The organism is Streptomyces sp. A 4/2 (genome assembly GCF_940670765.1).
GTDB lineage: Bacteria > Actinomycetota > Actinomycetes > Streptomycetales > Streptomycetaceae > Streptomyces.
In genome coordinates, this window is sequence record NZ_CALNVW010000023.1 from 38,707 (window position 1) to 63,711 (window position 25,005).

The following is a 25,005-nucleotide window of genomic DNA, read 5'->3' on the forward strand; positions in this document are numbered from 1 at the left end:
CGGAGCGTCACTGTCCGGGTGCGGTCCGGTTCTGTCCGGTCCGTACCCCGTGTCGAAGGTGGGCGGCATGGAACATGCGATGGACGACGAATCGGCTGCGGTGCTCAGGGCGGTCGGTCGGCAGATCAAGCTGTGGCGGGAGCGGGCAGGCCTGACGCAGTCGGAGCTGGGCGCGGCGATCGGGTACGGCGAGGAACAGGTCTCGTCGGTGGAGCGCGGACGGCGCGCACCGAAGCCGGAGTTCTTGGACGCGGCGGACAGGGTGCTGGGCGCGGGCGGGATCATCTCCGCGATGAAGAAGGACGTGGCGGACGCCCGACTGCCAAGGAAGGTGAGGGACTTGGCGCGGTTGGAGGAGAGTGCCGTCGAGCTGGGGGTGTACGGAAACCACAACCTTCATGGGTTGCTTCAAACCGAGGAGTACACCCGAGCGCTGTTCGAGATGCGGCGGCCCGGATATCCGGAGGATGAGATCAACCGCCAGGTCGAGGCGCGCATGGGGCGCCAGAGCATCTTCGAGCGATCGGCCACGACGCTCACCTTCGTGCAGGAGGAGGTGATGTTGCGCCGCCCGCTGGGTGGCAGGCTGGTGCTTCGCCGACAACTGGAACGCCTCATGGCGGTAGGGCAGTTGCGGAACGTCGAAATCCAGGTGATGCCGACGGACCGCGAGGACCATGCGGGAATGGGCGGCCAGCTTCAAGTGCTGAAACTTGGGGACGGTACAACGGTCGGGTACACGGAGGCGCAGTTGGCCAGTTACCTGATCTCCGATCCCAAGGACATCCAGATCCTTGAGCTGCGCTATGGGATTATCCGTTCGCAGGCTCTCACGCCGCGAGAGTCTCTGGCCTTCATCGAGAAACTGCTGGGAGAGACATGACCACCGCCGAGCTGAAGTGGTTCAAGAGCAGTTACAGCGCTAGCGACAGCAACGACTGCGTCGAGATCGCAGCCGCCCCTGCTGCTGTCCACGTGCGGGATTCAAAGGACAAGCATGGCGGGCGACTTGTCTTCTCGCGCGGTCCGTGGACCGACTTCGTTGCGTACACGACCGGACGTTGACCTGTTCCGCAGGGAGCGCTGAGGGATACATGGCCGCCACCGAGCTGAAGTGGTTCAAGAGCAGTTACAGCGCTACTGCTGTGACCACATAGGTTCGCCGGGTTGGTCGTCGTGGCGGTTGGACGTGCGGTGACGTCCGATCCGACCGCTGGAGGCGCCGGTGGCCGAGCCTGTCCGTGTGCGCAGACCGACCGACCAGGAGGGGCAGCGGCTGGGGCCGGTTCAGGAGAAGGGCGGCTCCAGGGGAGAACGACTCAAGAGGCGGACGGCTCGATTTCTCCCGCGAAGACGATGACCTGGTCGATGAGGCTCCGCCGCAGATGGACGACGTCCGTTCCCGCCAGGCGGGGGCCTCCATCCGGCGTCGTGAAGACCCACTGGTACCGGGCCCACTCGTCCGGCATGTCCACCGCCGAACAGCGCACCATCGTGCCGGTCCCCGCGGGGTGGCGCCGGATGTCCAGCACGAACCGCTCGACCGCCTCGATCCCCTCACTGCGGCCCAACGGCCCCCAGAAGACCACGTCCGAGGTTAGGGCCTGGGAGAGCAGCGCAGTCACATAGCTGTCGTCCGAGGCGTTGAAGGCGGAGATGAACGTGTCGATCGCGGACCGCGCGGTCTCTTCTCGCATGCACCAGTAATACCAGTCGCCTCGCGGACCGCGCTCGTCCGTGAGCCGTCTCCCGACCACGGTGAACCATCCCGGTCACAGCACTGGCGACAACAACGACTGGATCGAGGTCGCAGCCGCGCCTGCCGCTGTCCACGTGCGTGATTCGAAGGACAAGGGCGGCGCACGCCTCGACTTCGCCCGGGATTCGTGGGCAGAGTTCGTGACGTACGCCGCCGTGCCTGGTGCTACTTGCTGAAGTTCAGCGAGGCGGGCCGGGAGGCGTTCCCGTACGTGTCGACGGCGACGACCTGGGCCGTGTACTTACCGCCGGCCGTGACCGCCGCAACAGGGACGTCAAGGGTGTTGGGGCGGGGCATGAAGTAGTACTCGGACAGGATCTTGGTGGAGAGCACCTTCTTGCCGGTGGCCTTGTCGGTGATGTCGACGTTGTAGTGGTGGACCATCTGGTCGTCCTTGGCCTGCTGGATCCGCAGCGCGGTGCCTCCGGCGTCGGTCCGGACGGCCGTCAGGGGCTGCTGGGCCGTGAACTTGGGGGCGACGGTGTTGCGGGCGGTGGCGGTGTAGCGGAAGTTCTTCTTGATCTCCTGGTTGGTCCTGCCCTTGAGCTGGAGGGTCCAGGTCGGTCCGCTGAGCGTTCCGGAGCTGGAGTACGGCGGGTTCGGGTTCGCCGACCATTCGCCGCCCTGGTAGATGTCGTGCTTGTCGGCGGCCATGTTGACGCGCGCGATCTCCGTGCGGTCCTTGTAGACCTCGACGAAGAGGGCCTGCGCGGTGGTCGCCTCGAAGCGGTCGGCCAGGCCGGTGTCCGTGATGGCCTGGTAGCCGTGGTCGACCTCGACGTAGGACATCGAGCCGTCGTTGACGGCGGTGAAGTCCTTCTGGGCGATGGACCGTTCGTCGTTGATGTTGAGGTGCGAGTGGCCGCTGAAGTAGACGGCCTGCGGGAACGCGGACAGGTCCTGGGTGAGCAGCGGGTTGGACGTCTGCTGGTCGTCCATTACGGTGCTGCCGGTGGCGGGCCGGTGGCCCTGGATGAGGATCGGCTTGTTGATGCTGGCCGGGTTGGCGGTGATCTGCGTCAGCCGCTTCTTGAGCCAGTCGCGCTGTGCGGTGTCGGAGTTGTACGTCTCGGTGTTGACGGTGAAGAGGTGCACGCCGTTGACGTTCGACTCGTAGTAGCCGCCGCCGTTGTCCGGGAACCACTCGCGGGGGTATCCGGCGCGGATCGCTGCGAGGCTGGCGTCGTGGTTGCCGTTGGAGATCAGCAGCTGGGTGTCGGTCATGCCCTTGCGGGCGAGGTTCGCCTCGAAGATCTCCGCCACGGCCTTGTGGTCGGGGCCGTGGCCGTCACCGTTGTCGTTGATCATGTCGCCGTTGGACAGGATGGCGTCGGGCTGCGGAAAGATCGAACCGATGGTGTTGAAGAAGGCGTTGTAGCGCGCGTCGCCGGTGGCGTGACTGCCCGTGTGGACGTCGGACATGATCACGAGCTTGGCGACCGGCTCCTCCTTGGTCTTGATGAGGTAGCCGGCCGAGACCGCGGGGCTCGACGTCTTTCCGTTCTTCCCGCTCTTCCCGTTCTTCCCGTCGAAGGCGGCGGCCGTCAGGTTGGTGTCCTTGCTGATCCGTAGCGGCTTTCCGGGGGTGTACGCGGGGCTCGTGTTCGTGGGGGTGGTCCCGTCGAGGGTGTAGCGGACGACGGTTCCGCGCTCGGACTTCAGCTGTACGGAGACGGCCTTCGTGTAACGACCGCCCGGGACGCTCATGGTGGGCGCGGCTATGGCGTGGCCCGTGGAGGCGGAGGCAGAGGTGGAGGCGGATGCGGAGGAGGAAGCAGGCGTGGGCTTTGCGTCGGCGTGCGCGAGTACGGGGGAGACGAGCGTGACGGAGGCCACGGCAATCGCGAGGGGCGCGAATCTCACGGGGGATTCCTTGTCGCTGGTGCGGATACGGATACGGATACGAATGCAGGTAACGGATTGGTAACCGGTCTGAACCAAGAGATTAGGGCGCGCATGCCAGCAGAAAGGGGGCGTTCCGTGGTCCCCGCAGTGAAGCGACCGTGAACGTCCCGCCCCTGGGGTCGGTGGTGCGGGTGGTGGCCGTGCCAGGGGGCGCCGGACCTTCACTTTCCATCCTGGAAAGTATGTGCCAGGATGAAAAACGCCAGGCCGGATGCACGTCCGGCGTACGAGGGACAGGAACCGGAGCGCGTGATGACGATGCACGAGGACAACCCCGCACCTGCACAGGGCGTGGCCATCACCGTCGACGGCGCGACGGACGCCCTGCGGAACATCGATGTGGCCAGGGAGCGGGCCGCCCTGAACTCGCGGCTGATGCCCGCCTGGTACGGCCCGGCCGCAGCGGCAGCCCTGATCGTGCCTGCCGCGGGGGAGGCCTGGGCCGGGAGCAAGGGCGCGTGGGGCGCGCTGCTGTCGCTCGTGCTGTCGCTCGGAGGTCTGGCGGTCGTCATCGCGCTCGCCGTGGCCGTGAAGCGTGCGGCGAGGGTTCAGGTGAGCCGGTCCCTGTCCTCGCGTCTCAGGCAGCGCTGGCTCGGGCTGCTGGTCGCTGTTGCTGCGGGTGTCGTGGCGTGGGTGGTGTGCTCGCTGTCCGGACTGGGTGCGGGTGCAACGCGTATAACGGTGTTCACCCTGTGGGGGCTCGGCGTGTGGTGCGTCTGCGTCGTACGCAACGCCGCGATCAAGCAGAAGCTCGGGGAGCTCGTGTGACCACCGACGGCAGACCTCCGGGGCCGGATGGCAGTCTGGGGGCGGATGATGGCCCGACGCCGGATGATGGCCCGACGCCGGATGATCGCCCGGCTCTCGACGAGACGATCCATCACCCCACCCGGCTGGCTGTCGCGGCCTTCCTCTCCGCCTGCGACGAGGCAGAGTTCGCCGCCGTACGCGACGGCTGCCAGGTCTCCGACTCCGTCCTCAGCAAGACCTCCTCCGCGCTGGAAGCCGCCGGATACCTCACGGCCCGCAAGGGCTACGTCGGCAAGCGGCCCCGGACCTGGCTGTCTCTCACCCCGGCCGGACGGCACGCGCTCGACGGGCATATCGCTGCGCTGCAGAACATCGCCGCCGCGGCCCGCGAGGTGGGCGCCAGGGGGCAGGCGGAGCGGGCGGGACAAGCCCGCCAGTAAACATACATCGATGTATGATACGTCGATGTATGTTACGGGGGCTGACGGAAGGTGAGCGGGCGTGGACTTCTACGGACGCCGGTACGTATTCGACGACCTCGGCCGCCGACTGGACCGTATCCGCGACACCGGCACCGGTCAGCTGCTCGCCGTTCGCGGGCGACGACAGGTCGGGAAGTCCCGGCTCTTCACCCGGTTCGTGGAACAGTCCGGACTGCCGTATCTCTACTTCACCGCCGTCAAGAACGCGGCCCCCGCAGCTCAGCTGCAGACCCTCGTCGCCGACATGCGTACGTCGACCACCCCGCTGAAGGACGCGGATTCCCTCTTCGCCGCGCCGCCGACGGACTGGCGGGACGCGCTGGGCCGGATCGCTGTGGCCTGTCGGGACACGCCCTCCGTCGTGGTCGTCGACGAATTCCCGTGGGCGGCGGCGGCCGATCCGTCGCTCGAAGGACAGCTGCAGAACGCCTGGGACCGCCAGTTGGAGCACACTCCCGTGCTCTTCGTGCTGATCGGCTCGGACGTCACGATGATGGAGCGGCTGACCGAGCACGACCGGCCGCTGTACGGGCGGGCGAAGAACCAGACGATCTCGCCGTTCAACCCTGCCGAATGCGCTGAAGCGCTGAGTGCTGGAGTCGGTACCGAAGCGGACGCCGTCGCCGCGTTCGACACCGCGCTGGTCACCGGCGGCTACCCCCGACTGGTCGCCGACCGGGCGCGCGCGGAGAGCACCACCGCGTTCGTTCACGAGCAGCTCGGCGACGAGAACAGCGATCTCGCGGTCATGGGGCAACGCTCCCTCGACTCCGAATTCCCCGATGCGCAGCAGGCCAGGAGGGTGCTCTCCGTCATCGGGGGCACCGAGATCGGCTCCAGTACGTTCAACCAGGTCGTGGGCCGGCTCCCCGGAGCTGACTCCACCGCGCAGACCGCGGTGACGCGTGCCATAAGGGTTCTCTCCGACAAGGGCGTGGTGACCGTCGACGTCCCCGTCGGGAGCGGCGCGAACAGCAAGCTGCGCCGCTACCGCATCGCCGATCCCTGTCTCCGCTTCTGGTTCCGATTCGTCGAGGAGCAACTGCCGCACATCGCACGGGGGCGGCCGGACATCGCCCGCAGCGCGTTCGACCGCGGCTGGCTGAGCTGGCGCGGGCGGGCCGTCGAACCACTCGTCCAGGACGCCGTGTCGCGCCTCGGCCCCGACCTGCCCGGCCTGGAGGGCGCAGGGCAGGCCGGCAGCTGGTGGAACCGTGACAACAGCACGGAGTACGACATCGTTCTTCCAGCGGCAGCCGGGAAGAAGGCGCTGCTGGTCGGCTCGGTGAAGTGGCGTGGGAACAAGCAGTTCGGCGCCCGGGACCTCGCTCATCTCGCCGAAGCGCGGCACCATGTGCCCGGCGCCGACACCGCCCAGTTGCTGGCGGTGTGCCCTGCCGGCCTGGCCGACGGGGTGCGGCCGGACGTGGCGCTCGGTCCGGCGGACCTGCTTGCTGCCTGGCAGAGCTGACGCACCGGCCTTGGGCGGGCAGGTCGATGCCTGCCGCAGGTCGATGCCTGCCTCAGGTCGATGCCTGCCTCAGGTCGATGCCTGCCTCAGGTCGACGCCCGCCTCAGGCCGGTCCCGCGAGTGTCAGCGTGCTGCCCCCGCCGCTGCGCCGCGCCCGAACTGCCCGCCGTACGACCGCACTTCCCGCCAGCACCAGTACCGCCAGTGCTCCCGCCGCCGACCCCGCCCGCAGTCCCGGTGGCCGGAACGTGCAACTCACCGTCGTTGCCCGGCCGTTCAGGGGTACGGACACCAGGCCCAGGTAGGAGCCTGCCAGGTGGTCGGGGCCGTTTCCGGTGCGGCACTGCCAGCCGGGGATGCTCGGCATGGCAAGGACGGCTGTTCCCCTGGAGCTCGGGGGGAGTTGGGCGCGGATCGAGTCGTCCGTCACCGTGACCGAGGTCGCTCCGGTGGCCTTCAGATGGGCCACTGCCCGCGCCAGCCGTGCCTTCGACAGGCAGCCCGTCTCCCCGTGCGGCGACGATCCCGCCTCCCCGTGCGGCGTGACGGTCTCACCGTGCGGTGTGACCGTCTCCCCATGCGGCGTGTCCCTCTCCCCGGACGTGGTGATCGCCGCACCTCCCGGCGTGACCGCGACCCCGCCCGGCGCCGTCCCCATCGGCTGCACGGCCGCCCGTCGGCCCTTCTGGCCGCCGTTCAGCGCCACCTCCGTCGGGCCCAGGCGCACCGTGCCCGTGAAGTTCGGCGCCGAGTAGTAGACCTCACTGCCCGCCGGGCACGCGGCGGCATACGTATATACGGACGCGCCCAGCAGCGCCTCCTGGTTGCGGAACGGCGAGCGGCCGAAGTGCGGTACCGGACCCGGCGGGCGCACCGTCACCAGTGGGGGGACCTCGGCCCGGGTCACGGTCGGCGGCCGGGTCCCGTCCGGTGACGAGTCGTCCGGTGACGAGTGCACCCGTGCGCCCACCGAGAAGATCGCGTCGGTGACCGGGTTGTCCAGCGACTGGATGTTCCGCCCGCGCGAGGTCCAGCCGTCGCCGAGCGCCGCCATCGTCCGCGTGTACACGTCCGGCGTCATGCTGCTGTAGTACGAAGCCCCCTGCCCGCCGACCAGCAACGGGTCGTTCCCGGTGGTCTGTTCGCGCCCCGGGTCGGTGCGGTAGCGCGGCCAGCCGTCCGCCTTCGCGACCGCCGCCGCCTCCTGGTCCAGATGGCGGCCCCAGGGGGCGTAGTCGTCGAGGCGGTGGATCCGGACCCGGTCCGCGTAGGCCGTCGTCGCCGCCGCCTGCCCCGCCTGCGAGGCCGCCAGCAGCAGCACCCCCAGCGCCACCATCCCCCGCCGGCCGGTGGCCCGCGCCAGTACCAGCAGGCCGCCCGCCAGGGCCGCCAGGCCCAGCACGAGGAGCGGGTACGTGAACACGGTGACGATCCGGGAGGACGCCGCGACCGCGCCGATCACGGCCAGCACCCCGCACCCCCCGAGCAGCGCGCGCCGGTCCGGCAGACCGTACGAGAGCGCGGTCCAGGCCGCGATGACCAGCAGCCCGCTGAGGACGAACGTCTGCCGGTACGGGCTGCCGTTCGGTGTCGCGAAGAGGTGCCAGAACAGATGCGTGGGCTTCCACTGCAACGACAGCGCGACCAGGACCACGAGCCCCGTCCAGGCGGCGCGTTCCCGGACGGGCACCGCCCGGTGGAAGGCCAGCGCGAAGACGAGCAGCAGGGTGCCGGTGCCGAGGAAGAGCGCGGGGGTGGAGAAGCTGTACGTCGCGGGGAGCGTCCGGGCGAACAGGTCCGTCCAGGACGCGGGTGTGAACTCCCTTGTCCAGCCCGGGTAGGCCTGCTCGGTCCCGAGGAACACCGGGTACAGGAGGGGCGCGGCGAGCGCGATGCCGAGGAGTACGGTCCGGGCGGCGCGGAGCAGCGCGCGTATCCGTATCCGCGCACCCGCCCCGACTGCCCCGGCTGCCTCCCCGGAGCCGCTCTCCAGGAGCAGCCGCACCACCAGCACCAGCGCGGCGCCGATCGTCGCCATGTACGCGGTGTAGAAGTTCGCCGTCCAGGCCAGCGCCACCACCACCGGTCCCAGCAGCGGCCGGCGGCTCTCCCTCGCCCACTCGCCGACCAGGCACAGCAGCGGGAAGGCGATCAGCCCGTCCAGCCACATCGGGTTGTACGACGCCTCCAGCACCGACCAGCCGCACAGCGCGTACGAGGCACCGAGCAGCCCGGCCGCCCACCAGCGGCCGGGCCGCAGGGTGAGGAGCAGCGAGGCCATCGCCGCCGAGGCCGCCGCCATCTTGAGCAGGGTCACGACGTACAGAGCGAGATCCACCCGGTCCTTCGGGAAGAAGCCGACGACCAGGGCGAACGGGCTGCTCAGATACGTCCCCAGGTCGGGCAGGAAGGACATCCCGAACCCGGACTGCCAGTTGACGAACAGCCCGCCGTCGGCCCGGCCGTGCAGCAGGTCCTGGAGGTGGGCGTGGAAGGGGACGTACTGATTGCCCAGGTCGCTGACGCTGCGGTGGCGCGGGCCGTACGGGTAGATACGGGCGGCGGCATCACCGGTGCACACGGCCAGTACGGTGAGCAGCGTCGCCAGTACGGTGGCGCGGAGGCGGGGCGGCAGGGCCCTACGGCGGAACGTCATCCGTCGAATATGGCAAGGAATCGGCTGAATTGGCCCGTAGTGCGGGGAGTTCACCGAACCGTCGCCCCGACTTCACCGGGAGGGGCTGCCCCTCCCGACTTCACCGAGAAGGGCTGCCTCTCCCTGACTTCACCGAGAGGGGTCGCCCCTCACCCCTGCCTCCTGGAGCTGTACGCAGATGACCGCCCCGATCGCCCAGCTGGTCCGCTTCGCGCTGGTCGGTGGGGTGAACACCGCCACGTACTACGGCTGTTACCTGCTGCTCCTCACCCAGCTGCCCTATCTCGCCGCGCACACCCTCGCGTTCTGCCTCAGCATGATCGGCTCGTTCTTCATGAACGCCCGGTTCACCTACCGGATCCGGCCGACCTGGCGGAAGTTCCTGCTGTTCCCGCTGACGAACGTGGCGAACTTCGTGATCACGACGGGCGGTGTCTACGTCCTGGTGGACCTGGCCCACCTCGGCCCGCACTACGCGCCGCTGGTCGCCGCCGCGGCGGCCATTCCGCTCACTTTCGTCATCTCACGGACGATCATGCTCCGCCCCGACAACCCGGAAGCCTCCGAATCGTTGGTCGAACCAGTGGCCCCCGCCACGCCGAATGCCTAACATCGATCACCGCAAGGCCTTGTGCTACCCGCTCGTCGCCAGGCCCTGAACCCCCTTGCCGGGGGCGCCGGGCACCCGCACCGATGTCTGCACAAACTCGCCGCCAGGAGGCTCCTTTGCACCGCCGCCGTCGCACTGCGCTCTCCGTATCCGCCGCGCTCCTCGGCGCAGCCCCGCTCCTCGCCGCCTGCGGCAGTCAGGCGCATCCCGGGGCCGCAGCCGTCGTGGGCAAGGACCGGATCACGGTCGCTGCCGTCCAGGCGCAGGTGAAGGAGGTGCGCGACGCCCAGAACAAGTCCCCGCAGGCCGCCGAGATGATCAAGAGCAGCAACAACCTCAGCGGAATGAAGCTCGGCGGCATGATCTTCGACCGGGTGCTCGCCAGGGCCGCGGCGGACGCCGGGGTCAAGGTCACCCGCAAGGACGTGCAGGACGCGCGGGACCAGCTCGCCAAGCAGGCGGGCAGCGAGCAGCGGCTCCAGCAGGTCTACCTCCAGCAGAACGGCGTGGCCCCCAGCCAGATCGACGCGGCGCTCCAGGAGCAGGTCACCGCGTCGAAGCTGGCCCAGCAGCTGGGCGCCGACCTCGGTACCTCGGCCGGGCAGACCGTGGTGCTCCAGGCGATGGCGAAGACCTCCAAGGCCATGGGGGTCGACGTCAATCCCCGCTACGGGGTCTGGAACGCGAAGAAGAGCCAGCTCGGCGAGTACCAGGCACCGTGGATCGCGCAGACCGCCAAGGGGCAGGGCATCCAGACCGGGGCGTAGGGCCTCCGGCCGGCGGGGTACGTTCGAGGGGTGACCGCTGAAGACACCCCGAACGCCTCCGACGCCGCCTCCGTCCCCGCCGGTCCGGAAAGCCCCGACGGCGCCACCGGCCGCATCGTGCTGCTGACCACCAGCCACCGTGTCGCGCCGGGGCTGCTGTCCTGGCCCGCCTGGCAACTGCTGCACGCCGCCGACCGGGTGCTGTGTGGGGACGAGACCCACCCCCAGCTGCCGTACCTGCGGGAGGCGGGCGTCACCGTCGAGCACGCGTCGCCCGACGCGCACCGGCTCGTCGAGGAGTGCGCGGGCGGCCGTACGGTCGTGGTCCTCCCCTCCGGCGAGGGCGACCGGCCACTGACCGACGGTCTCGCCCGGCTCGCGGGCAGCGGCCGGGTGCGGATGCCGGACCTGGAGCTGCTGCCCGGCTCGTACGACCTGCCGGGCGCGCGCCTGCTCGACCTCGTCCAGGTGATGGACCGGGTGCGCCGCGAGTGCCCGTGGACCTCGCAGCAGACCCACCGGGGGCTGGCGAAGTACCTCATCGAGGAGGCGTACGAACTCGTCGAGGCGATCGAGGACGGCGACCGCGAGGAACTGCGCGAGGAGCTGGGCGACGTACTGCTCCAGGTCGTCTTCCACGCGCGGATCGCGGAGGAGGCGAGCGGGGAAGAAGGGGACGAGCCGTTCTCCATCGACGACGTCGCGGGCGGCCTCGTCGACAAGCTCGTCCGGCGCCACCCCCATGTGTTCGGCGACGAGACGGCGCTGACCGCCGAGGACGTCCACGCGCACTGGAACCGCACCAAGGCGATCGAGAAGCAGCGGGTCTCGGTCACCGACGGTGTTCCGGTCGGCCAGCCCGCGCTGGCCCTCGCGGCGAAGCTCAGCTCGCGGGTGCGCGCCGGGGGACTGGACGTTCCGCTGCCGCAGGGGGAGGGCGTCGGCTACCAACTGCTCGCACTCGCCGCACGGGCCGAGGCGGAAGGCACCGAACCGGAGTCCGCGCTGCGGGCCGCGGCGCGTGCGTACCGGGACGCGATCCGGGCCGCCGAAGCGGGAGTTGACGGGTAACCACCTCACGCGCTCGCTGTCGCGGGTGAGGTCGTCACGTGGTCGGCAGGACGCCGGTGAGGTGGGGGAGAGATGGGTACGCGGGGGGACGGCCGGGCCGAGGCGAGGAAGTGGTACCACAGGGCCGCGGACGCGGGCAGCATCCATGCGGCGGACACCCTCGCCCAGCTCGACAGCGGCACCGCCCCCGGACGCGATGCAGCAGACGGAGACAGGCCCGTCTAACGTCGAGACGTGACCGACGAGACTGCCGCAGGCCCCACCCCCGCCCTCTTCACCTGGGAGTTCGCCACCGATCCGTACCCCGCGTACGCCTGGCTGCGCGAGCACGCCCCCGTGCACCGGACCGCGCTGCCCAGCGGCGTGGAGGCCTGGCTGGTGACGCGGTACGCGGACGCCCGCAGCGCCCTCGCCGAACCCCGGCTGTCGAAGAACCCCGCGCACCACGCCGAGTCCCCGCACGCCAAGGGCAAGACCGGCATCCCGGGGGAGCGCAAGGCGGACCTGATGACGCATCTGCTGAACATCGACCCGCCGGACCACACCCGGCTGCGGCGCCTCGTCTCGAAGGCCTTCACCCCGCGCACCGTGGCGCTCTTCGCGCCGCGCGTGCAGGAACTGACGGACCAGCTGATCGACGCCTTCCTGGAAAAGGCGGATGCGGAGAAGGGGGAGGGAGAGAAGGGGGAGGCGGACCTCATCCATGAGTTCGCCTTCCCGCTCCCCATCTACGCCATCTGCGATCTGCTCGGCGTCCCGCGCGAGGACCAGGACGACTTCCGGGACTGGGCGGGAATGATGATCCGGCACGGCGGCGGCCCGCGCGGCGGGGTCGGACGGGCCGTCAAGAAGATGCGGAACTACCTGGCCGAACTCATCCACCGTAAGAGGGAGGACCTGGGCGACGACCTCATCTCGGGGCTGATCCGGGCGAGCGACCACGGTGAGCACCTGACGGAGAACGAGGCGGCGGCGATGGCGTTCATCCTGCTCTTCGCCGGGTTCGAGACAACCGTCAACCTCATCGGGAACGGCGTGTACGCCCTGCTGCGCAACCCGGACCAGCGCGCACGGCTCCAGGCGTCCCTGGCCGCGGGCGAGACGGAGCTGCTGGCCACCGGGGTCGAGGAACTTCTGCGCTACGACGGCCCGGTCGAGCTGGCCACCTGGCGGTACGCCACCGAGGAGTTGGAACTGGGCGGGCAGACGATCGCGGAGGGCGATCCGGTGCTCGTCGTCCTGGCCGCCGCGGACCGGGACCCCGAGCGTTTCACCGAGCCCGACACCCTGGACCTCTCCCGCACCGACAACCAGCACCTCGGCTACGGCCACGGCATCCACTACTGCCTGGGCGCCCCCCTGGCCAGACTGGAGGCACAGACCGCGCTGGCCACCTTGTTGCGGCGGCTGCCGGACCTGCGACTTGCGGGGGAACCTGGCGATTTGCGGTGGCGCGGCGGGCTCATCATGCGCGGACTGCGCACCCTTCCGGTGGAGTTCGGCCCCAGCCAGAAGTGACGCACCGTCAAGGATGTGACATTCACGTGATCTGCGCTGCATCGACTTGTGACTGACGTTCGAGTACGGCTACGTTCACCCCTCGACTCATCCGTCACACGGAAGGCCACCGCATGCGCACCGGGAACGGTCGGCACCGCCGCCCCCGTCAGGCTCCAGCTCTTGTCGTAGCGGCAGGAGTCACGGGCTCCGCCATGGCCCTTCCACTGCTGGCCGCGACCGGGGCGCACGCCGCCGACGCCTCCACCTGGGACCGGGTCGCGCTCTGCGAGAGCGGCGGCCTCTGGAGCGCCGACCTCGGCAACGGGGCCTACGGCGGGCTCCAGTTCTCGCAGAAGACCTGGGACCAGTACGGCGGCACGCAGTACGCGGCCCGCCCCGACCTCGCCAGCCGGGCCCAGCAGATAGCCGTGGCGCAGAAGGTCCTCGCGGCCGAGGGTTCGAAGCCCTGGGCCAGCTGCGCGGACATCTCGGGCCTGACGGAGAGTGACACCGCGACCCCGTCCGTGGATCCGGGCGCTCCGGACACCGCGAGCCCCACGCCCTCGGCGACCGATTCCGCTTCGGATCCGGCTACGCCCGCACCGAAGTCCTCGGCCTCGGCGCCGCGATCGAAGGGCTCCGCTTCGGCCGCATCGCCCGGTTCGCCCGCTTCACCCACTTCACCCGGTTCATCAAATAAGTCCGGTTCATCAAGTAAGTCCCATTCTTCTGGACCGTCCGACTCTGCGAACCCCTCCGGCTCTGACTCCGGCTCACCTTCCGGCTCCACGTCGGCGCCTGAGGGTGCCACGGGATCCGGTCAGGGGGGAACGGCGGGCAGGCACCGTGGCGGTGAGGCGCAGGACGGTGCGGGTGTCGGCCGTGACGATTCCGGCCGCCACGCCTCGCGCTCCGCCGGTCCGGCTCGCGATACCGCCCGTACGGACGGCACTTACACCGTCCGCGAGGGTGACAACCTCTGGGCGATCGCGGAAGCGCACGATCTGCCCGGCGGATGGCCCGCACTCTATGAGGCGAACCAGCGGACGGTCGGCGCCGACCCGGACCACATCGTTCCTGGCCAGAGCCTTGATCTCGACCAAAAACAAGGGTAGTTCGCGGGGCTATGTCCGCTTCGTTCGAGTGAGACATGGCTCTCGTTCGACTTGCTGAATGTCCAGACTGTCCGCCCGGCGTGCGCCGCCCCTCACCTGCGAAAACAGGATGCGGGGGGTTGTAAACCAGGGCGTTCCGCCCTTCATGGTCATCTTTGAATATCGGAGAGTCCTGTGTTTTTGTCAGACCGCTCGCACCGCGGGCCTCTTCGATCGCCACGCCGAATCCTGCCATCGGTCGAGGGGAAACAGTCGACGCGTAAAGCGCCGTAGGCAGGAGCGGGGGACCCAGGTAAGCGCCGGGGCCGGCCGTCCGTTCGTGAGTCAGCGAACGGTACGAACTGGAACCGGCTTGGGGTGAAGCTGTGCGCTAGGTCGCGCAGCCGGGCAACTCATTGGCCCGAACCCGACAGCTCACCTCGTAGGCGTCGGTGAGGAGAGTCCCCATGCTGTTTTCCAGCAAGTCCAAGCACCGTCGCCCCTCCAAGGCCGTCCGCATCGCCACGCTCGCCGGTGTCGCCGGTGCGGCCGTAGCCGTGCCGCTGCTGGGCGCGACCTCGGCCTCCGCCGCTTCCGTCTCCACGTGGGACGCCGTCGCGCAGTGCGAGTCCGGCGGCAACTGGTCCATCAACACGGGCAACGGTTACTACGGTGGGCTCCAGTTCTCCGCCTCCAGCTGGGCCGCCGCCGGTGGTACGCAGTACGCCCCGCGTGCCGACCTGGCCACCAAGGACCAGCAGATCGCCGTGGCCGAGAAGCTTCTCGCCATCCAGGGCCCGGGTGCCTGGTCCTGCGCCGGTGCCGGAAACCTGAGCAACGACGGTGTCGACCCGGGCGTCAACACCTCCACGTCGAGCCACTCGGGCAGCTCCAGCGCCAGCTCCAGCACCAGCCAGCAGAGCAGCCGCGGCGAGCAGCAGACCGCTTCGCGCGGCGAGGCCCGCACCACCACGAAGGCCGCCCCGAAGCAGGCTGCCCCGAAGCAGGCCGCCCCCCGCCACGCCGCTCCCCGCCACGCCGCCCCGGTCGTGATCCAGAAGGGCGACGGCGAGTACAAGGTCAAGGCCGGCGACACCCTCAGCGAGATCGCCGCCGCCGCGCACACCCCCGGTGGCTGGCAGAAGCTGTACGACCTGAACAAGAACATCGTGAAGGACGCCGACCTGATCTACCCGGGTCAGCAGCTTCACCTGAGCTGATCCCCGGCTCTCCTCCCCTGAACGCCCCGGCCCGGCGCGACTCCCCCGTACGCGCCGGGTCGGGGTCTTTTGGCTACTGGTCAGTACTTCACTGACTTCCGTACCGTAATACGAGCTTTTGGGCCCTTTTTCGTCCCAGGGGCCGGGCGCCCTGCCGGTGGCGGTGCCCTGGGCGGTTAGGCTCTTGTCGCAAGGCCAAAGAGACCCTGCGCCCATAGCGTCACATCCCAGAAGGAGATGCTAGTGCCGTCGATCGACGTCGTCGTAGCCCGGGAAATCCTGGACTCCCGAGGTAACCCCACGGTCGAGGTCGAGGTCGGCCTCGACGACGGCAGCACGGGTCGTGCTGCAGTTCCGTCCGGTGCTTCCACCGGTGCGTTCGAGGCCATCGAGCTTCGCGACGGTGACCCGAACCGTTACCAGGGCAAGGGCGTCGAGAAGGCCGTCCTCGCCGTCATCGAGCAGATCGGCCCGGAGCTCGTCGGCTACGACGCCACCGAGCAGCGGCTGATCGACCAGGCGATGTTCGACCTGGACGCCACCGAGAACAAGGGCTCGCTCGGCGCCAACGCCATCCTCGGCGTCTCGCTCGCCGTGGCGCACGCCGCCTCCGAGGCCTCGGACCTCCCGCTCTTCCGCTACCTGGGCGGCCCGAACGCGCACCTGCTGCCCGTTCCGATGATGAACATCCTGAACGGTGGGTCGCACGCCGACTCCAACGTGGACATCCAGGAATTCATGATCGCCCCGATCGGTGCGGAGTCCTTCTCCGAGGCCCTGCGCTGGGGCGCCGAGGTCTACCACACCCTCAAGAAGGTCCTGAAGACCAAGGGTCTGTCGACCGGCCTCGGTGACGAGGGCGGCTTCGCGCCGAACCTGGAGTCGAACCGCGCCGCCCTCGACCTCATCCTCGAGGCCATCAAGGAAGCCGGTTACGCCCCGGGCAAGGACATCGCGCTCGCGCTGGACGTCGCCGCCTCCGAGTTCTACAAGGACGGCACGTACGAGTTCGAGGGCAAGTCCCGCTCGGCCGCCGAGATGACCGAGTACTACGAGGAGCTCGTCGCCTCGTACCCGCTGGTCTCCATCGAGGACCCGCTCTTCGAGGACGACTGGGCCGGCTGGAACGTCCTCACCGAGAAGCTGGGCTCCAAGATCCAGATCGTCGGCGACGACCTCTTCGTCACCAACCCGGAGCGCCTGGCCCGTGGCATCGAGGAGAACTCGGCCAACGCCCTGCTCGTCAAGGTCAACCAGATCGGTTCGCTGACCGAGACCCTGGACGCCGTCGAGCTGGCCCAGCGCAACGGCTTCAAGTGCATGATGTCCCACCGCTCCGGCGAGACCGAGGACGTCACCATCGCCGACCTGGCCGTCGCCACCAACTGCGGCCAGATCAAGACCGGCGCCCCGGCCCGCTCCGAGCGCGTCGCCAAGTACAACCAGCTCCTGCGCATCGAGGAGATCCTGGACGACGCCGCGGTGTACGCGGGCCGTTCGGCATTCCCGCGCTTCCGCTCCAGCTGATCCGCTCCCGCCTCCGTCCGTCCTCGCACCCGGTCCCGTACCGTGTCCGGGGACGGACGTGCGTACACGGGGAGGCGGCATGGCAGGGAACCGGGACCGGTTCTCCACCGCGACCAGACTGAAGGCACTCGGCGAGCAGACCGCGGCCCGCGTCTACCGCTCCCAGTCGAAGCGCCAGGCGCGCAGGCCCCGGCTCACCGGCCGGGCGGCGGTCCTGCTGATGGTGCTCTGCACGCTGGTGGTGGCCCTGGCGTATCCGATGCGGCAGTACGTGTCGCAGCGCAACGACATCGCCGACCAGCGACGTCAGGTGCATGACGCGAAGGCCAGGGTGGAGGAGCTGCGGGACGAGAAGGCCCGGCTCCAGGACGACGCGTACGTGGAGCGGCTGGCCCGCGAGCAACTGCACTACGTGCGGCCGGGGGAGACGAGCTACATCGTCGTCGACCCCGACTCCCGCACGCAGCGCCCCGAGAAGCAGGGGGCGGCCGACCGGCCCTGGTACGCGAACCTGTGGGACGGCGTGGACAGCGCCGACCACGACAAGACGCACTAGTGCACGACCGATCAGATTCAGATACCGACCGATGAGTTCCTGGCCGATCCGTTCATGGCCGATCCGTTCATGACCGTTCGGTTCACGACCCACGAGTGACAGCCACTCAGATCCAAGGCAGGCATGGAAACGCCCCCTCCGCAGACCGACCGCACCGAGCCCACCGACGCGGACATCGCCGCGTTCAAGGAGCAGCTCGGCCGCCCGCCCCGCGGGCTGCGCGCCATCGCACACCGCTGCCCGTGCGGCAACCCGGACGTCGTCGAGACCGCCCCGCGTCTGGAGGACGGCACTCCGTTCCCGACGACGTACTACCTGACGTGCCCGCGTGCGGCTTCCGCGATCGGCACGCTGGAGGCGAACGGGGTCATGAAGGAGATGACCGAGCGGCTCGGTACGGACCCCGAACTGGCCGCCGCGTACCGGGCGGCGCACGAGGACTACATTGCACGGCGTGACGCGATCGAGGTCCTGGAGGGCTTCCCCAGCGCGGGCGGCATGCCGGACCGGGTGAAGTGTCTGCACGTGCTCGTCGGGCACTCGCTGGCCGCCGGGCCGGGCGTGAACCCGCTCGGGGACGAGGCGATCGAGATGCTGCCGGAGTGGTGGCGCAAGGGGCCGTGCGTGTCGCCGTGCGGCGGGCCGGGCGAGGGCTGAGCGTTTCGTTCGGGGGCTCCGCCCCGGGCCCCCGCTCCTCAATCGCCGGAGGGGCTTGAATCCGGACCCCCGCTCCTCAATTGCCGGAGGGGCCAGATGCAGGAGTACTCATGACTCGCGTTGCCGCCATCGACTGCGGTACCAACTCGATCCGTCTGCTCATCGCCGACGCCGACCCCGCCACCGGTGAACTCGTCGATCTCGACCGGCGGATGACCATCGTCCGGCTCGGTCAGGACGTCGACCGGACCGGGCGCCTCGCGCCCGAGGCGCTGGAGCGGACCTTCGCCGCCTGCAAGGAGTACGCCGAGGCCATCAAGGCCCACGGGGCGAAGCATCTCCGCTTCGTCGCCACCTCCGCCTCCCGGGACGCCGAGAACCGCGACGCCTTCGTGAGCGGGGTGCTGGACATCCTCGGTGTCGAGCCCGAGGTGATCACCGGTGACCAGGAGGCCGAGTTCTCCTTCACCGGGGCCACCAAGGAGCTGACAGGGCAGGGCGGGGAATACCTGGTGGTGGACATCGGGGGCGGCTCGACCGAGTTCGTCGTCGGTGGTGAACACGTCAGTGCCGCCCGGTCGGTGGACATCGGCTGCGTACGGCTGACCGAACGTCACGTCCGGCACGACCCGCCGACCCTCGGGGAGATCACCGCGGTCCGCGCCGACATCGCCGACGCGCTCGACCTGGCCGCGGAGACCGTCCCGCTGACGGGCGACCGTACGCTCGTCGGCCTCGCCGGATCGGTGACCACGATCGCCGCCATCGCGCTGGGCCTCGACACGTACGGCTCCTCGGCGATCCACCACTCGCGGATCACCGCCGGGCAGGTCGCCGAGGTCGCCGGTTCGCTGCTCTCGGCGACCCACGAGGAGCGCGCGGCGATCCCCGTGATGCATCCCGGGCGGGTCGACGTGATCGTGGCGGGGGCGATGATCCTGCACGCCGTCATGCAGCGCACGGGGGCCTCGGAAGTGGTCGTCAGCGAGCACGACATCCTCGACGGGATCGCCTGGTCGCTCACCTGAACGACCCCTGGAGGCAGTCCGGTCGGTCCTCCGCGGGAAAGTTCGTGAAGTTCTTCACAAGGAATTGGCGCCTGTCGGCCGAAGATCCGGGGCCGTTGGTCCTTATCGGGGGCCCACAGGTCCCGGTTCTGCGCATTACGGGCAGTGTCGTGGGTGTTGCGGGCGGGTGAAATCCGGCAGTGGTCCACTCGGCTCAGCCCAGTGATTACCAGCTCAGCAGGGGTGAACAACGTTCATTCCGGGGCAGTGGTTCCCTCGCGGGAGGATGATCTCCGTCACGTGGGCCGCGCAGTGTAGCAGAGGCGCCCGAGGACCTTGTGAAGGGGCGCACGAGGTACCCCCCTCCTGGAGGTGGATACTCGTTGCCATGAGCACCACGGAGCGTCCCAGGATCCTCGTAGTTGGAGGCGGGTACGTAGGCCTGTACGCAGCTCGACGCATTCTCAAGAAGATGCGCTACGGCGAAGCGACCGTCACGGTCGTGGACCCGCGCTCGTACATGACGTACCAGCCCTTCCTCCCCGAAGCTGCTGCCGGCAGCATCTCGCCTCGGCATGTCGTCGTCCCGCTGCGACGCGTGCTGCCCAAGGCTGAGGTTCTCACCGGCCGAGTCACCACGATCGACCAGGACCGCAAGGTCGCCACGGTCGCGCCGCTCGTCGGCGAGGCCTACGAGCTGCCCTTCGACTACCTGATCATCGCGCTCGGCGCGGTCTCCCGTACCTTCCCGATCCCCGGCCTCGCCGAGCAGGGCATCGGTATGAAGGGTGTCGAGGAGGCCATCGGCCTGCGCAACCACGTCCTGGAGCAGCTCGACAAGGCTGACTCGACGACCGACGAGGACGTCCGCCGCAAGGCGCTCACGTTCGTCTTCGTCGGCGGTGGCTTCGCGGGTGCGGAGACCATCGGCGAGGTCGAGGACATGGCCAGGGACGCCGCCAAGTACTACACCAACGTCAAGCGCGAGGACATGCGCTTCGTGCTGGTCGACGTGGCCGACAAGATCCTTCCCGAGGTCGGGCCGAAGCTCGGCGCGTACGGCAAGGAGCACCTGGAGTCCCGCGGTGTCGAGGTCTACCTCAAGACCGGCATGGACTCCTGCGTCGACGGCCATGTGGTCCTGAACAACGGCCTCGAGGTCGACGCCAACACCCTCGTGTGGACCGCGGGCGTCAAGCCGAACCCGGTACTGGCCCGCTACGGCCTGCCGCTCGGTCCCCGTGGCCACGTGGACACCTCCGAGAAGCTCCAGGTGCAGGGCACGGACTACATCTGGGCCGCGGGCGACAACGCCCAGGTGCCGGACATGGTCGGCCGCAAGGCCGGCAACCCGAACGCCTGGTGCCCGCCGAACGCCCAGCACGCGCTGCGTCAGGCCAAGGTCCTCGGTGACAACGTCATCTCCGGGATGCGCGGCTTCCCGCAGGGCACCTACGAGCACGCCAACAAGGGTGCGGTGGCGGGCCTCGGCCTGCACAAGGGTGTCGCGATGATCGTCGTCGGCAAGATGAAGATCAAGGTCAAGGGCCGTCTCGCCTGGTACATGCACCGTGGCTACCACGGCCTCGCGGTGCCGACCTGGAACCGCAAGATCCGCGTCGTCGCCGACTGGACGCTCGCGATGTTCCTCAAGCGCGAGGTGGTCTCGCTCGGCGCCATGGAGACTCCCCGCGAGGAGTTCTACGAGGCGGCCAAGCCGGCCCCCCGTCCGGCCGCGGTTCCGGCCGAGACCGAGAAGGCCAAGGCCTGACCGGGCAGCACCAGCACGTCAGTTCATGCCCGAAGGGGCCGTTCGCCATCCGTGGTGCGAGCGGCCCCTTCGGCATTCCCGGACAGATATACATGTATCGACCATGGATTTTACGGTCCCGTTACGTGGTATTGGGACTGTGACGGCACGTGTGCGTTGTTTACCAACTGCTGAGCCTTTTCCATCTGTACGGAGGTGTGCGCCATGGCCGACGCCGCGCTGCGGCTGACCACTCTTGCCGAGGAGCTGCTGGGAGCCCCGCTCCCGGTCCGTATCCGGGCCTGGGACGGCAGCGAGTCCGGGCCCCCGGGGACACCCGTCCTGGTGATCCGTCACCGCCGGGCCCTCAGGCGGCTGTTGTGGAAGCCGGGAGAGCTGGGACTCGCCCGTGCCTGGGTGGCCGGTGAGATCGACGTGGACGGTGATCTGTACGCCGCGCTCGGGCTGCTGGCCGGACTGATCTGGGAGCGCGGCGACGACGAGGCGGACACCAAGAAGGCCCGCCACCCGCTGCTCGACCCGAAACTGCGGGCCGCCGCCCGGGGGCTGCTGGACATCGGCGGGCTGCTTCCCCCGCCGCCCCCGCCGCCCGAGGAGATCCGCAACCGCCGCGGCACGATCCACACCAAGCGCCGCGACAAGCAGGCCATCAGCCACCACTACGACGTGGGCAACGACTTCTACGAGCTGGTGCTCGGGCCCTCGATGGTCTACTCCTGCGCCTACTGGGACGAGGACTCCACCCTGGAGACCGCCCAGCGCGACAAGCTCGACCTGGTCTGCCGCAAACTGGCGCTCAAGGAAGGCATGCGGCTGCTCGACGTCGGCTGCGGCTGGGGCTCGATGGCCATCCACGCGGCCCGCGAGTACGGCGTACAGGTCACCGGTGTCACCCTCTCCCGCGAGCAGGCGGCGTACGCGCGCAAGCGCATCGCCGAGGAGGGCCTGACCGACCGGATCGAGATCCGCGTCCAGGACTACCGGGACGTCAGGGACGGCCCCTACGACGCGATTTCGTCCATCGGGATGGCCGAGCACGTCGGCTCGGTGCGCTACCGGGAGTACGCGGACGACGTCTTCGCCCTGCTGAAGCCGGGCGGACGGCTGCTCAACCACCAGATCGCCCGCCGCCCCGAGGCGGACGAATCGGCCTACGAGATCGACGAGTTCATCGACGCGTACGTCTTCCCGGACGGGGAGCTCGCGCCGCTCGGCCGCACCGTGTCGATCCTGGAGGAGGCGGGCTTCGAGGCCCGTGACGTCGAGACCCTCCGCGAGCACTACGCGCTGACCCTGCGCGAGTGGGTGGCCAGGCTGGAGGCGAACTGGCAGGAGGCGGTCCGGCTGACGAGTCCGGGCCGGGCCAGGGTCTGGCGGCTGTACATGGCGGCCTCGGCGCTCGCCTTCGAGCACAACCGGATCGGCGTCAACCAGGTGCTGGCCGTGAAGACCCCGGAGAGCGGGGCCTCCGGGCTGCCGCGCCGGGCGCGTGACTGGCGCCGGACGCACTGACGTACCGCTGTCGGCCCGTCGCTGATCCGCGGGGGACCCGACCCCCGGGGACGGCCGCGGGCGGGCGTACGGCGGGGAGGCCCCGGGACATCGAAACTGTCCCGGGGCCTCCCCGTCCGTGTACCCCCTGACGGAGGGCTACTCGGTCTTGATCGCCGTCAGCATGTTCAGCCGGGCGGCGCTGCGGGCCGGCCAGAGCGAGGCCAGCACCCCGACGAACGCCGCGAGCAGCAGGAAGATGCCGATCCGGCCCCACGGCATGACCAGGACGTAGTGCGGGATGCTCGACCTGATGGTCTGGCCGATCGCCCAGGCCAGGAACGAACCCAGCACGATCCCGACGACCGCGCCGAAGACCGAGATCACCACGGCCTCCAGCCGGATCATCCGCTTCACCTTGGCCCGGTCCAGGCCGATCGCCCGGAGCATCCCGATCTCCTGCTGGCGCTCGAAGACCGACATCGCCAGGGTGTTGACGACCCCGAGCACCGCGATGATCAGGGCCATCGCGAGCAGCCCGTACATGATGTTCAGCGCCGTGTTGATCATGCCGCCGAACGCGTTGCGGATGTCCTTCTGGTCCATGACCGAGATGGCGGGGTTGTCGCCCATCGCGTTCACCAGGGACTGCTCGGCCGCCTTGCTGCTGCCGCCGTCCGTCTTGACGAAGATCTCGCGGATCTCGGGCTTCTTCTCGTGCGGGGTCACCACCGTGGTGGAGGCCAGCACGTCGGAGACGAACTGGTTGTCCTCGAAGACCGCGCCGACGGTCAGTTCGCCCTTCTTCTCGTCCAGGTACGTCACCGGCAGCTTGCTGCCGGGCTTCCAGTGGTGCCTGTCGGCCGTCTTCTGCGCGATCGCGACCTCGCCCTTGCCGAGCGTGGCCAGCGAGCCGGAGACCGTCCTGACGTTCAGCACCTGCTGGACGGCGCCGGGAGCGACACCGGAGACCGAGAGGCCTTCGCCGCCCAGGATCAGCTGGGTGCCGATGTGCGGCGAGACCGCGGTGACGCCCTTCGCGTGGTCCAGCGCGGTGACCGTGGAGGGGGCCAGCGGCATGCCGTTCGCCATCTGGACCATGTAGTCGGCCTTGATGTTGTCCGTGGTCACCCGGTCCACGGCCTGGCTCATCGTGGCGCCGAGCACCGAGAGCCCGGTGACCAGGGTGAGCCCGATCGCGAGGGCGGACGCGGTGGCGCCGGTGCGGCGCGGGTTACGGACCGCGTTCTGGCCCGCCAGCTTCCCGGACACCCCGAACAGCCGGTTCAGCAGCGGCCGTACGAGGGCGATGACCGGCCGGGACAGCAGCGGGATCAGCACGATCACGCCGATCAGGGCCAGGAAGGCACCGGCCGCGATCATCATCCGGCCGTCGGAACCGGCCGCCGCGCCCGCCACGATCACGGCCGCGCCGAGCAGGGTGATGACGCCGCCGATGACGTTCCGCACCACCAGGGACTTGGTCGACGCGGGCAGGTGCGCACTGCCCATCGCGGCCACCGGCGGGATCCTCGCGGCCCGGCGGGCGGGCAGCCAGGCGGCGAGCATCGTGATCAGTACGCCGACCAGCAGCGCGGCCAGCGCGGTGGTGGGCGCCACGATCAGCGGACCGCCCGGCACCTTCGCACCGAACGCGCCCATCGCGGAGCGCAGTCCGACGGCCAGCCCGATGCCCAGCCCGAAGCCGACCGCGGACGCCACCAGACCGACCACCAGGGCCTCGGCGAGCACCGACCGGGTGACCTGCTTGCGGGAGGCGCCGACCGCGCGCAGCAGCGCCAGCTCCTTGGTGCGCTGGGCGACCAGCATGGTGAAGGTGTTGGAGATCAGGAAGATCCCGACGAAGAGGGCGACTCCGGCGAAGGCGAGGAGCATCTGGTTGAGCCCCGACATGCCCTTCTCGATCTGCTTGGCCTGGTCGTCGGCGAGCTGCTTGCCGGTCTGCGCGGTGGCGTTCTCCGGCAGCAGCGGCCTCACCTGGGAGAGGAGCTGCGTGGCGGACGTACCGGACGCGGCGGAGATGTTGACGTCCTGGAAGTAGCCGGGCTCCAGATAGAGCTTCTGCGCCACGGCCGTGTCGAAGAGGACCAGGCTGCCGCCCGCGCTGACCGCGCCGTCCTCGGTGGTGAAGACACCGGAGAGGGTGTACTTCTGCACCGGCCCGTTGGTCGCCACCCGCACGGTGTCGCCGACGTGGTACTTGCCCTTGTCCGCGGTGTCCTGGTCGAGGGCGATCTGACCGTTCTTCACCGGGCCCGAGCCGTCGGTGAAGGTGTACTGGGCGTCCTTGCCCTGCGGTCCGGGTGCGAAGTTCCCGCCGGAGTTGGACCAGCCGTTGCCGATCAGCTTGCCGTTCCGGTCGGCGACCCCGGCGAATCCGGAGACCCGGCCGGTGGCCGAGGTGACCCCGTCCAGCCGCCCTATCTTCTCCAGGGCCGCCGCGCTGACGCCGGGGTTCTGCTTGCTGCCGTGGTCCTGGCGGTAGGAGGTGACGGCGACGGCGGTCTTGTCGTAGCTCTTCGCCGACTGGTTGCGGAAGGCGTGGCCGAGGGTGTCGGTGAAGACCAGGGTGCCGGAGACGAAGGCCACGCCGAGCATCACGGCGAGTACGGTCATCAGCAGCCTGGCCTTGTGCGCGAGCACGTTGCGCAAGGCGGTACGGAACATGGTGTGTCAGTCCTGAGGTGAGG

23 protein-coding genes and 1 riboswitch are annotated in these 25,005 nt (G+C 69.4%); of the genes, 19 read left to right on the top strand and 4 right to left on the bottom strand.

The window, feature by feature from the left end:
• Positions 1 to 67: 67 nt before the first annotated feature.
• Both NBY69_RS17885 and NBY69_RS17890 read left to right on the top strand, forming a co-directional pair.
• Entirely contained in the window at positions 68 to 883 is an 816-nt protein-coding gene (locus NBY69_RS17885; protein ID WP_250301997.1) for a helix-turn-helix transcriptional regulator, read from the top strand.
• On the top strand, positions 880 to 1,065 hold the full coding sequence (locus tag NBY69_RS17890; RefSeq protein WP_250301998.1) for a DUF397 domain-containing protein: 186 nt from the start codon (positions 880 to 882) through the stop codon (positions 1,063 to 1,065). Before NBY69_RS17885 ends, NBY69_RS17890 begins: the two co-directional genes overlap by 4 nt.
• 254 nt (positions 1,066 to 1,319) lie before the next feature.
• Here NBY69_RS17890 and NBY69_RS17900 read toward each other — a convergent pair whose 3' ends face one another.
• Positions 1,320 to 1,697, bottom strand: coding sequence for a nuclear transport factor 2 family protein (locus NBY69_RS17900; protein ID WP_250301999.1), 378 nt, complete (start codon positions 1,695 to 1,697; stop codon positions 1,320 to 1,322).
• 61 nt (positions 1,698 to 1,758) lie between these two features.
• On the opposite strand from NBY69_RS17900, the gene NBY69_RS37655 reads away from it, so the two are divergent.
• Positions 1,759 to 1,935 carry a DUF397 domain-containing protein gene (locus NBY69_RS37655; protein ID WP_374211296.1) on the top strand — a complete coding sequence of 59 codons (177 nt, stop codon included), beginning with the start codon at positions 1,759 to 1,761 and terminating at the stop codon, positions 1,933 to 1,935.
• On the opposite strand, the gene NBY69_RS17910 is transcribed toward NBY69_RS37655, so the two are convergent.
• A complete protein-coding gene (locus NBY69_RS17910) occupies positions 1,925 to 3,622 on the bottom strand; it encodes a chitobiase/beta-hexosaminidase C-terminal domain-containing protein (RefSeq protein WP_250302000.1) in 1,698 nt (565 codons plus the stop codon). The two genes, NBY69_RS37655 and NBY69_RS17910, sit on opposite strands and share 11 nt — an antisense overlap.
• 294 nt (positions 3,623 to 3,916) lie before the next feature.
• Between NBY69_RS17910 and NBY69_RS17915 the strand changes: the two genes are divergently transcribed.
• The 3 genes from NBY69_RS17915 (at position 3,917) to NBY69_RS17925 (ending at position 6,367) form a co-directional block, all read left to right on the top strand.
• The gene (locus NBY69_RS17915) at positions 3,917 to 4,432 is read left to right on the top strand and encodes a hypothetical protein (protein WP_250302001.1); all 516 of its coding nucleotides are present in this window, start codon (positions 3,917 to 3,919) and stop codon (positions 4,430 to 4,432) included.
• Positions 4,429 to 4,854 (top strand): transcriptional regulator, encoded by a 426-nt coding sequence (locus NBY69_RS17920; protein WP_250302002.1) that lies wholly within the window; start codon positions 4,429 to 4,431, stop codon positions 4,852 to 4,854. Before NBY69_RS17915 ends, NBY69_RS17920 begins: the two co-directional genes overlap by 4 nt.
• Before the next feature lie 61 nt (positions 4,855 to 4,915).
• The gene (locus NBY69_RS17925; protein ID WP_250302003.1) at positions 4,916 to 6,367 is read left to right on the top strand and encodes an ATP-binding protein; all 1,452 of its coding nucleotides are present in this window, start codon (positions 4,916 to 4,918) and stop codon (positions 6,365 to 6,367) included.
• A gap of 103 nt (positions 6,368 to 6,470) precedes the next feature.
• Here NBY69_RS17925 and NBY69_RS17930 read toward each other — a convergent pair whose 3' ends face one another.
• Positions 6,471 to 9,023, bottom strand: a complete 2,553-nt coding sequence (locus tag NBY69_RS17930) for a YfhO family protein (protein WP_250302004.1) — start codon at positions 9,021 to 9,023, stop codon at positions 6,471 to 6,473.
• A gap of 178 nt (positions 9,024 to 9,201) precedes the next feature.
• Here NBY69_RS17930 and NBY69_RS17935 point away from each other — a divergent pair, with 178 nt between their 5' ends.
• From NBY69_RS17935 to NBY69_RS17995, 13 genes are all read left to right on the top strand, one after another.
• The gene (locus NBY69_RS17935) at positions 9,202 to 9,633 is read left to right on the top strand and encodes a GtrA family protein (RefSeq protein ID WP_250302005.1); all 432 of its coding nucleotides are present in this window, start codon (positions 9,202 to 9,204) and stop codon (positions 9,631 to 9,633) included.
• 116 nt (positions 9,634 to 9,749) lie between these two features.
• Complete coding sequence (locus NBY69_RS17940; RefSeq protein WP_250302006.1) at positions 9,750 to 10,400, top strand: SurA N-terminal domain-containing protein; 651 nt, start codon at positions 9,750 to 9,752, stop codon at positions 10,398 to 10,400.
• A 30-nt stretch (positions 10,401 to 10,430) separates the two neighbouring features.
• The gene (locus NBY69_RS17945; protein ID WP_284348431.1) at positions 10,431 to 11,471 is read left to right on the top strand and encodes a nucleoside triphosphate pyrophosphohydrolase; all 1,041 of its coding nucleotides are present in this window, start codon (positions 10,431 to 10,433) and stop codon (positions 11,469 to 11,471) included.
• Between the two features lie 72 nt (positions 11,472 to 11,543).
• On the top strand, positions 11,544 to 11,696 hold the full coding sequence (locus NBY69_RS17950) for a hypothetical protein (RefSeq protein WP_250302007.1): 153 nt from the start codon (positions 11,544 to 11,546) through the stop codon (positions 11,694 to 11,696).
• Positions 11,697 to 11,705: 9 nt separating this feature from the next.
• The gene (locus tag NBY69_RS17955) at positions 11,706 to 12,989 is read left to right on the top strand and encodes a cytochrome P450 (RefSeq protein ID WP_250302008.1); all 1,284 of its coding nucleotides are present in this window, start codon (positions 11,706 to 11,708) and stop codon (positions 12,987 to 12,989) included.
• Between the two features lie 194 nt (positions 12,990 to 13,183).
• A complete protein-coding gene (locus tag NBY69_RS17960; protein ID WP_308409489.1) occupies positions 13,184 to 14,086 on the top strand; it encodes a transglycosylase family protein in 903 nt (300 codons plus the stop codon).
• 255 nt (positions 14,087 to 14,341) lie between these two features.
• A riboswitch (cyclic di-AMP (ydaO/yuaA leader) is annotated at positions 14,342 to 14,529 on the top strand.
• Between the two features lie 3 nt (positions 14,530 to 14,532).
• Positions 14,533 to 15,285: a transglycosylase family protein gene (locus tag NBY69_RS17965; RefSeq protein ID WP_250302010.1), complete on the top strand. Its 753-nt coding sequence runs from the start codon at positions 14,533 to 14,535 to the stop codon at positions 15,283 to 15,285.
• Positions 15,286 to 15,522: 237 nt separating this feature from the next.
• Positions 15,523 to 16,812, top strand: a complete 1,290-nt coding sequence (gene eno, locus NBY69_RS17970; RefSeq protein WP_250302011.1) for a phosphopyruvate hydratase — start codon at positions 15,523 to 15,525, stop codon at positions 16,810 to 16,812.
• Between the two features lie 79 nt (positions 16,813 to 16,891).
• A complete protein-coding gene (locus NBY69_RS17975; RefSeq protein ID WP_250302012.1) occupies positions 16,892 to 17,368 on the top strand; it encodes a septum formation initiator family protein in 477 nt (158 codons plus the stop codon).
• A gap of 123 nt (positions 17,369 to 17,491) precedes the next feature.
• Positions 17,492 to 18,025, top strand: a complete 534-nt coding sequence (locus tag NBY69_RS17980; RefSeq protein WP_250302013.1) for a DUF501 domain-containing protein — start codon at positions 17,492 to 17,494, stop codon at positions 18,023 to 18,025.
• 110 nt (positions 18,026 to 18,135) lie between these two features.
• On the top strand, positions 18,136 to 19,053 hold the full coding sequence (locus NBY69_RS17985; protein WP_250302014.1) for a Ppx/GppA phosphatase family protein: 918 nt from the start codon (positions 18,136 to 18,138) through the stop codon (positions 19,051 to 19,053).
• A 367-nt stretch (positions 19,054 to 19,420) separates the two neighbouring features.
• Entirely contained in the window at positions 19,421 to 20,803 is a 1,383-nt protein-coding gene (locus tag NBY69_RS17990; RefSeq protein WP_250302015.1) for an NAD(P)/FAD-dependent oxidoreductase, read from the top strand.
• Positions 20,804 to 21,007: 204 nt separating this feature from the next.
• Positions 21,008 to 22,315: a cyclopropane-fatty-acyl-phospholipid synthase family protein gene (locus NBY69_RS17995; protein WP_250302016.1), complete on the top strand. Its 1,308-nt coding sequence runs from the start codon at positions 21,008 to 21,010 to the stop codon at positions 22,313 to 22,315.
• A 138-nt stretch (positions 22,316 to 22,453) separates the two neighbouring features.
• On the opposite strand, the gene NBY69_RS18000 is transcribed toward NBY69_RS17995, so the two are convergent.
• Entirely contained in the window at positions 22,454 to 24,982 is a 2,529-nt protein-coding gene (locus tag NBY69_RS18000; protein WP_250302017.1) for an ABC transporter permease, read from the bottom strand.
• Positions 24,983 to 25,005 lie beyond the last annotated feature (23 nt).

Bases quoted from the DNA above. Each gene is read 5' to 3' on its own strand.
- NBY69_RS17985 (WP_250302014.1), top strand. From the start codon at position 18,136: ATGACTCGCGTTGCCGCCATCGACTGCGGTACCAACTCGATCCGTCTG.
- NBY69_RS17980 (WP_250302013.1), top strand. From the start codon at position 17,492: ATGGAAACGCCCCCTCCGCAGACCGACCGCACCGAGCCCACCGACGCG.
- NBY69_RS17930 (WP_250302004.1), bottom strand. From the start codon at position 9,023: ATGACGTTCCGCCGTAGGGCCCTGCCGCCCCGCCTCCGCGCCACCGTA.
- eno (WP_250302011.1), top strand. From the start codon at position 15,523: ATGCTAGTGCCGTCGATCGACGTCGTCGTAGCCCGGGAAATCCTGGAC.
- NBY69_RS17965 (WP_250302010.1), top strand. From the start codon at position 14,533: ATGCTGTTTTCCAGCAAGTCCAAGCACCGTCGCCCCTCCAAGGCCGTC.
- NBY69_RS17960 (WP_308409489.1), top strand. From the start codon at position 13,184: ATGGCCCTTCCACTGCTGGCCGCGACCGGGGCGCACGCCGCCGACGCC.
- NBY69_RS17995 (WP_250302016.1), top strand. From the start codon at position 21,008: ATGGCCGACGCCGCGCTGCGGCTGACCACTCTTGCCGAGGAGCTGCTG.
- NBY69_RS17935 (WP_250302005.1), top strand. From the start codon at position 9,202: ATGACCGCCCCGATCGCCCAGCTGGTCCGCTTCGCGCTGGTCGGTGGG.
- NBY69_RS17975 (WP_250302012.1), top strand. From the start codon at position 16,892: ATGGCAGGGAACCGGGACCGGTTCTCCACCGCGACCAGACTGAAGGCA.
- NBY69_RS17950 (WP_250302007.1), top strand. From the start codon at position 11,544: ATGGGTACGCGGGGGGACGGCCGGGCCGAGGCGAGGAAGTGGTACCAC.
- NBY69_RS17890 (WP_250301998.1), top strand. From the start codon at position 880: ATGACCACCGCCGAGCTGAAGTGGTTCAAGAGCAGTTACAGCGCTAGC.
- NBY69_RS17915 (WP_250302001.1), top strand. From the start codon at position 3,917: ATGACGATGCACGAGGACAACCCCGCACCTGCACAGGGCGTGGCCATC.
- NBY69_RS17990 (WP_250302015.1), top strand. From the start codon at position 19,421: ATGAGCACCACGGAGCGTCCCAGGATCCTCGTAGTTGGAGGCGGGTAC.
- NBY69_RS17900 (WP_250301999.1), bottom strand. From the start codon at position 1,697: ATGCGAGAAGAGACCGCGCGGTCCGCGATCGACACGTTCATCTCCGCC.
- NBY69_RS17885 (WP_250301997.1), top strand. From the start codon at position 68: ATGGAACATGCGATGGACGACGAATCGGCTGCGGTGCTCAGGGCGGTC.
- NBY69_RS18000 (WP_250302017.1), bottom strand. From the start codon at position 24,982: ATGTTCCGTACCGCCTTGCGCAACGTGCTCGCGCACAAGGCCAGGCTG.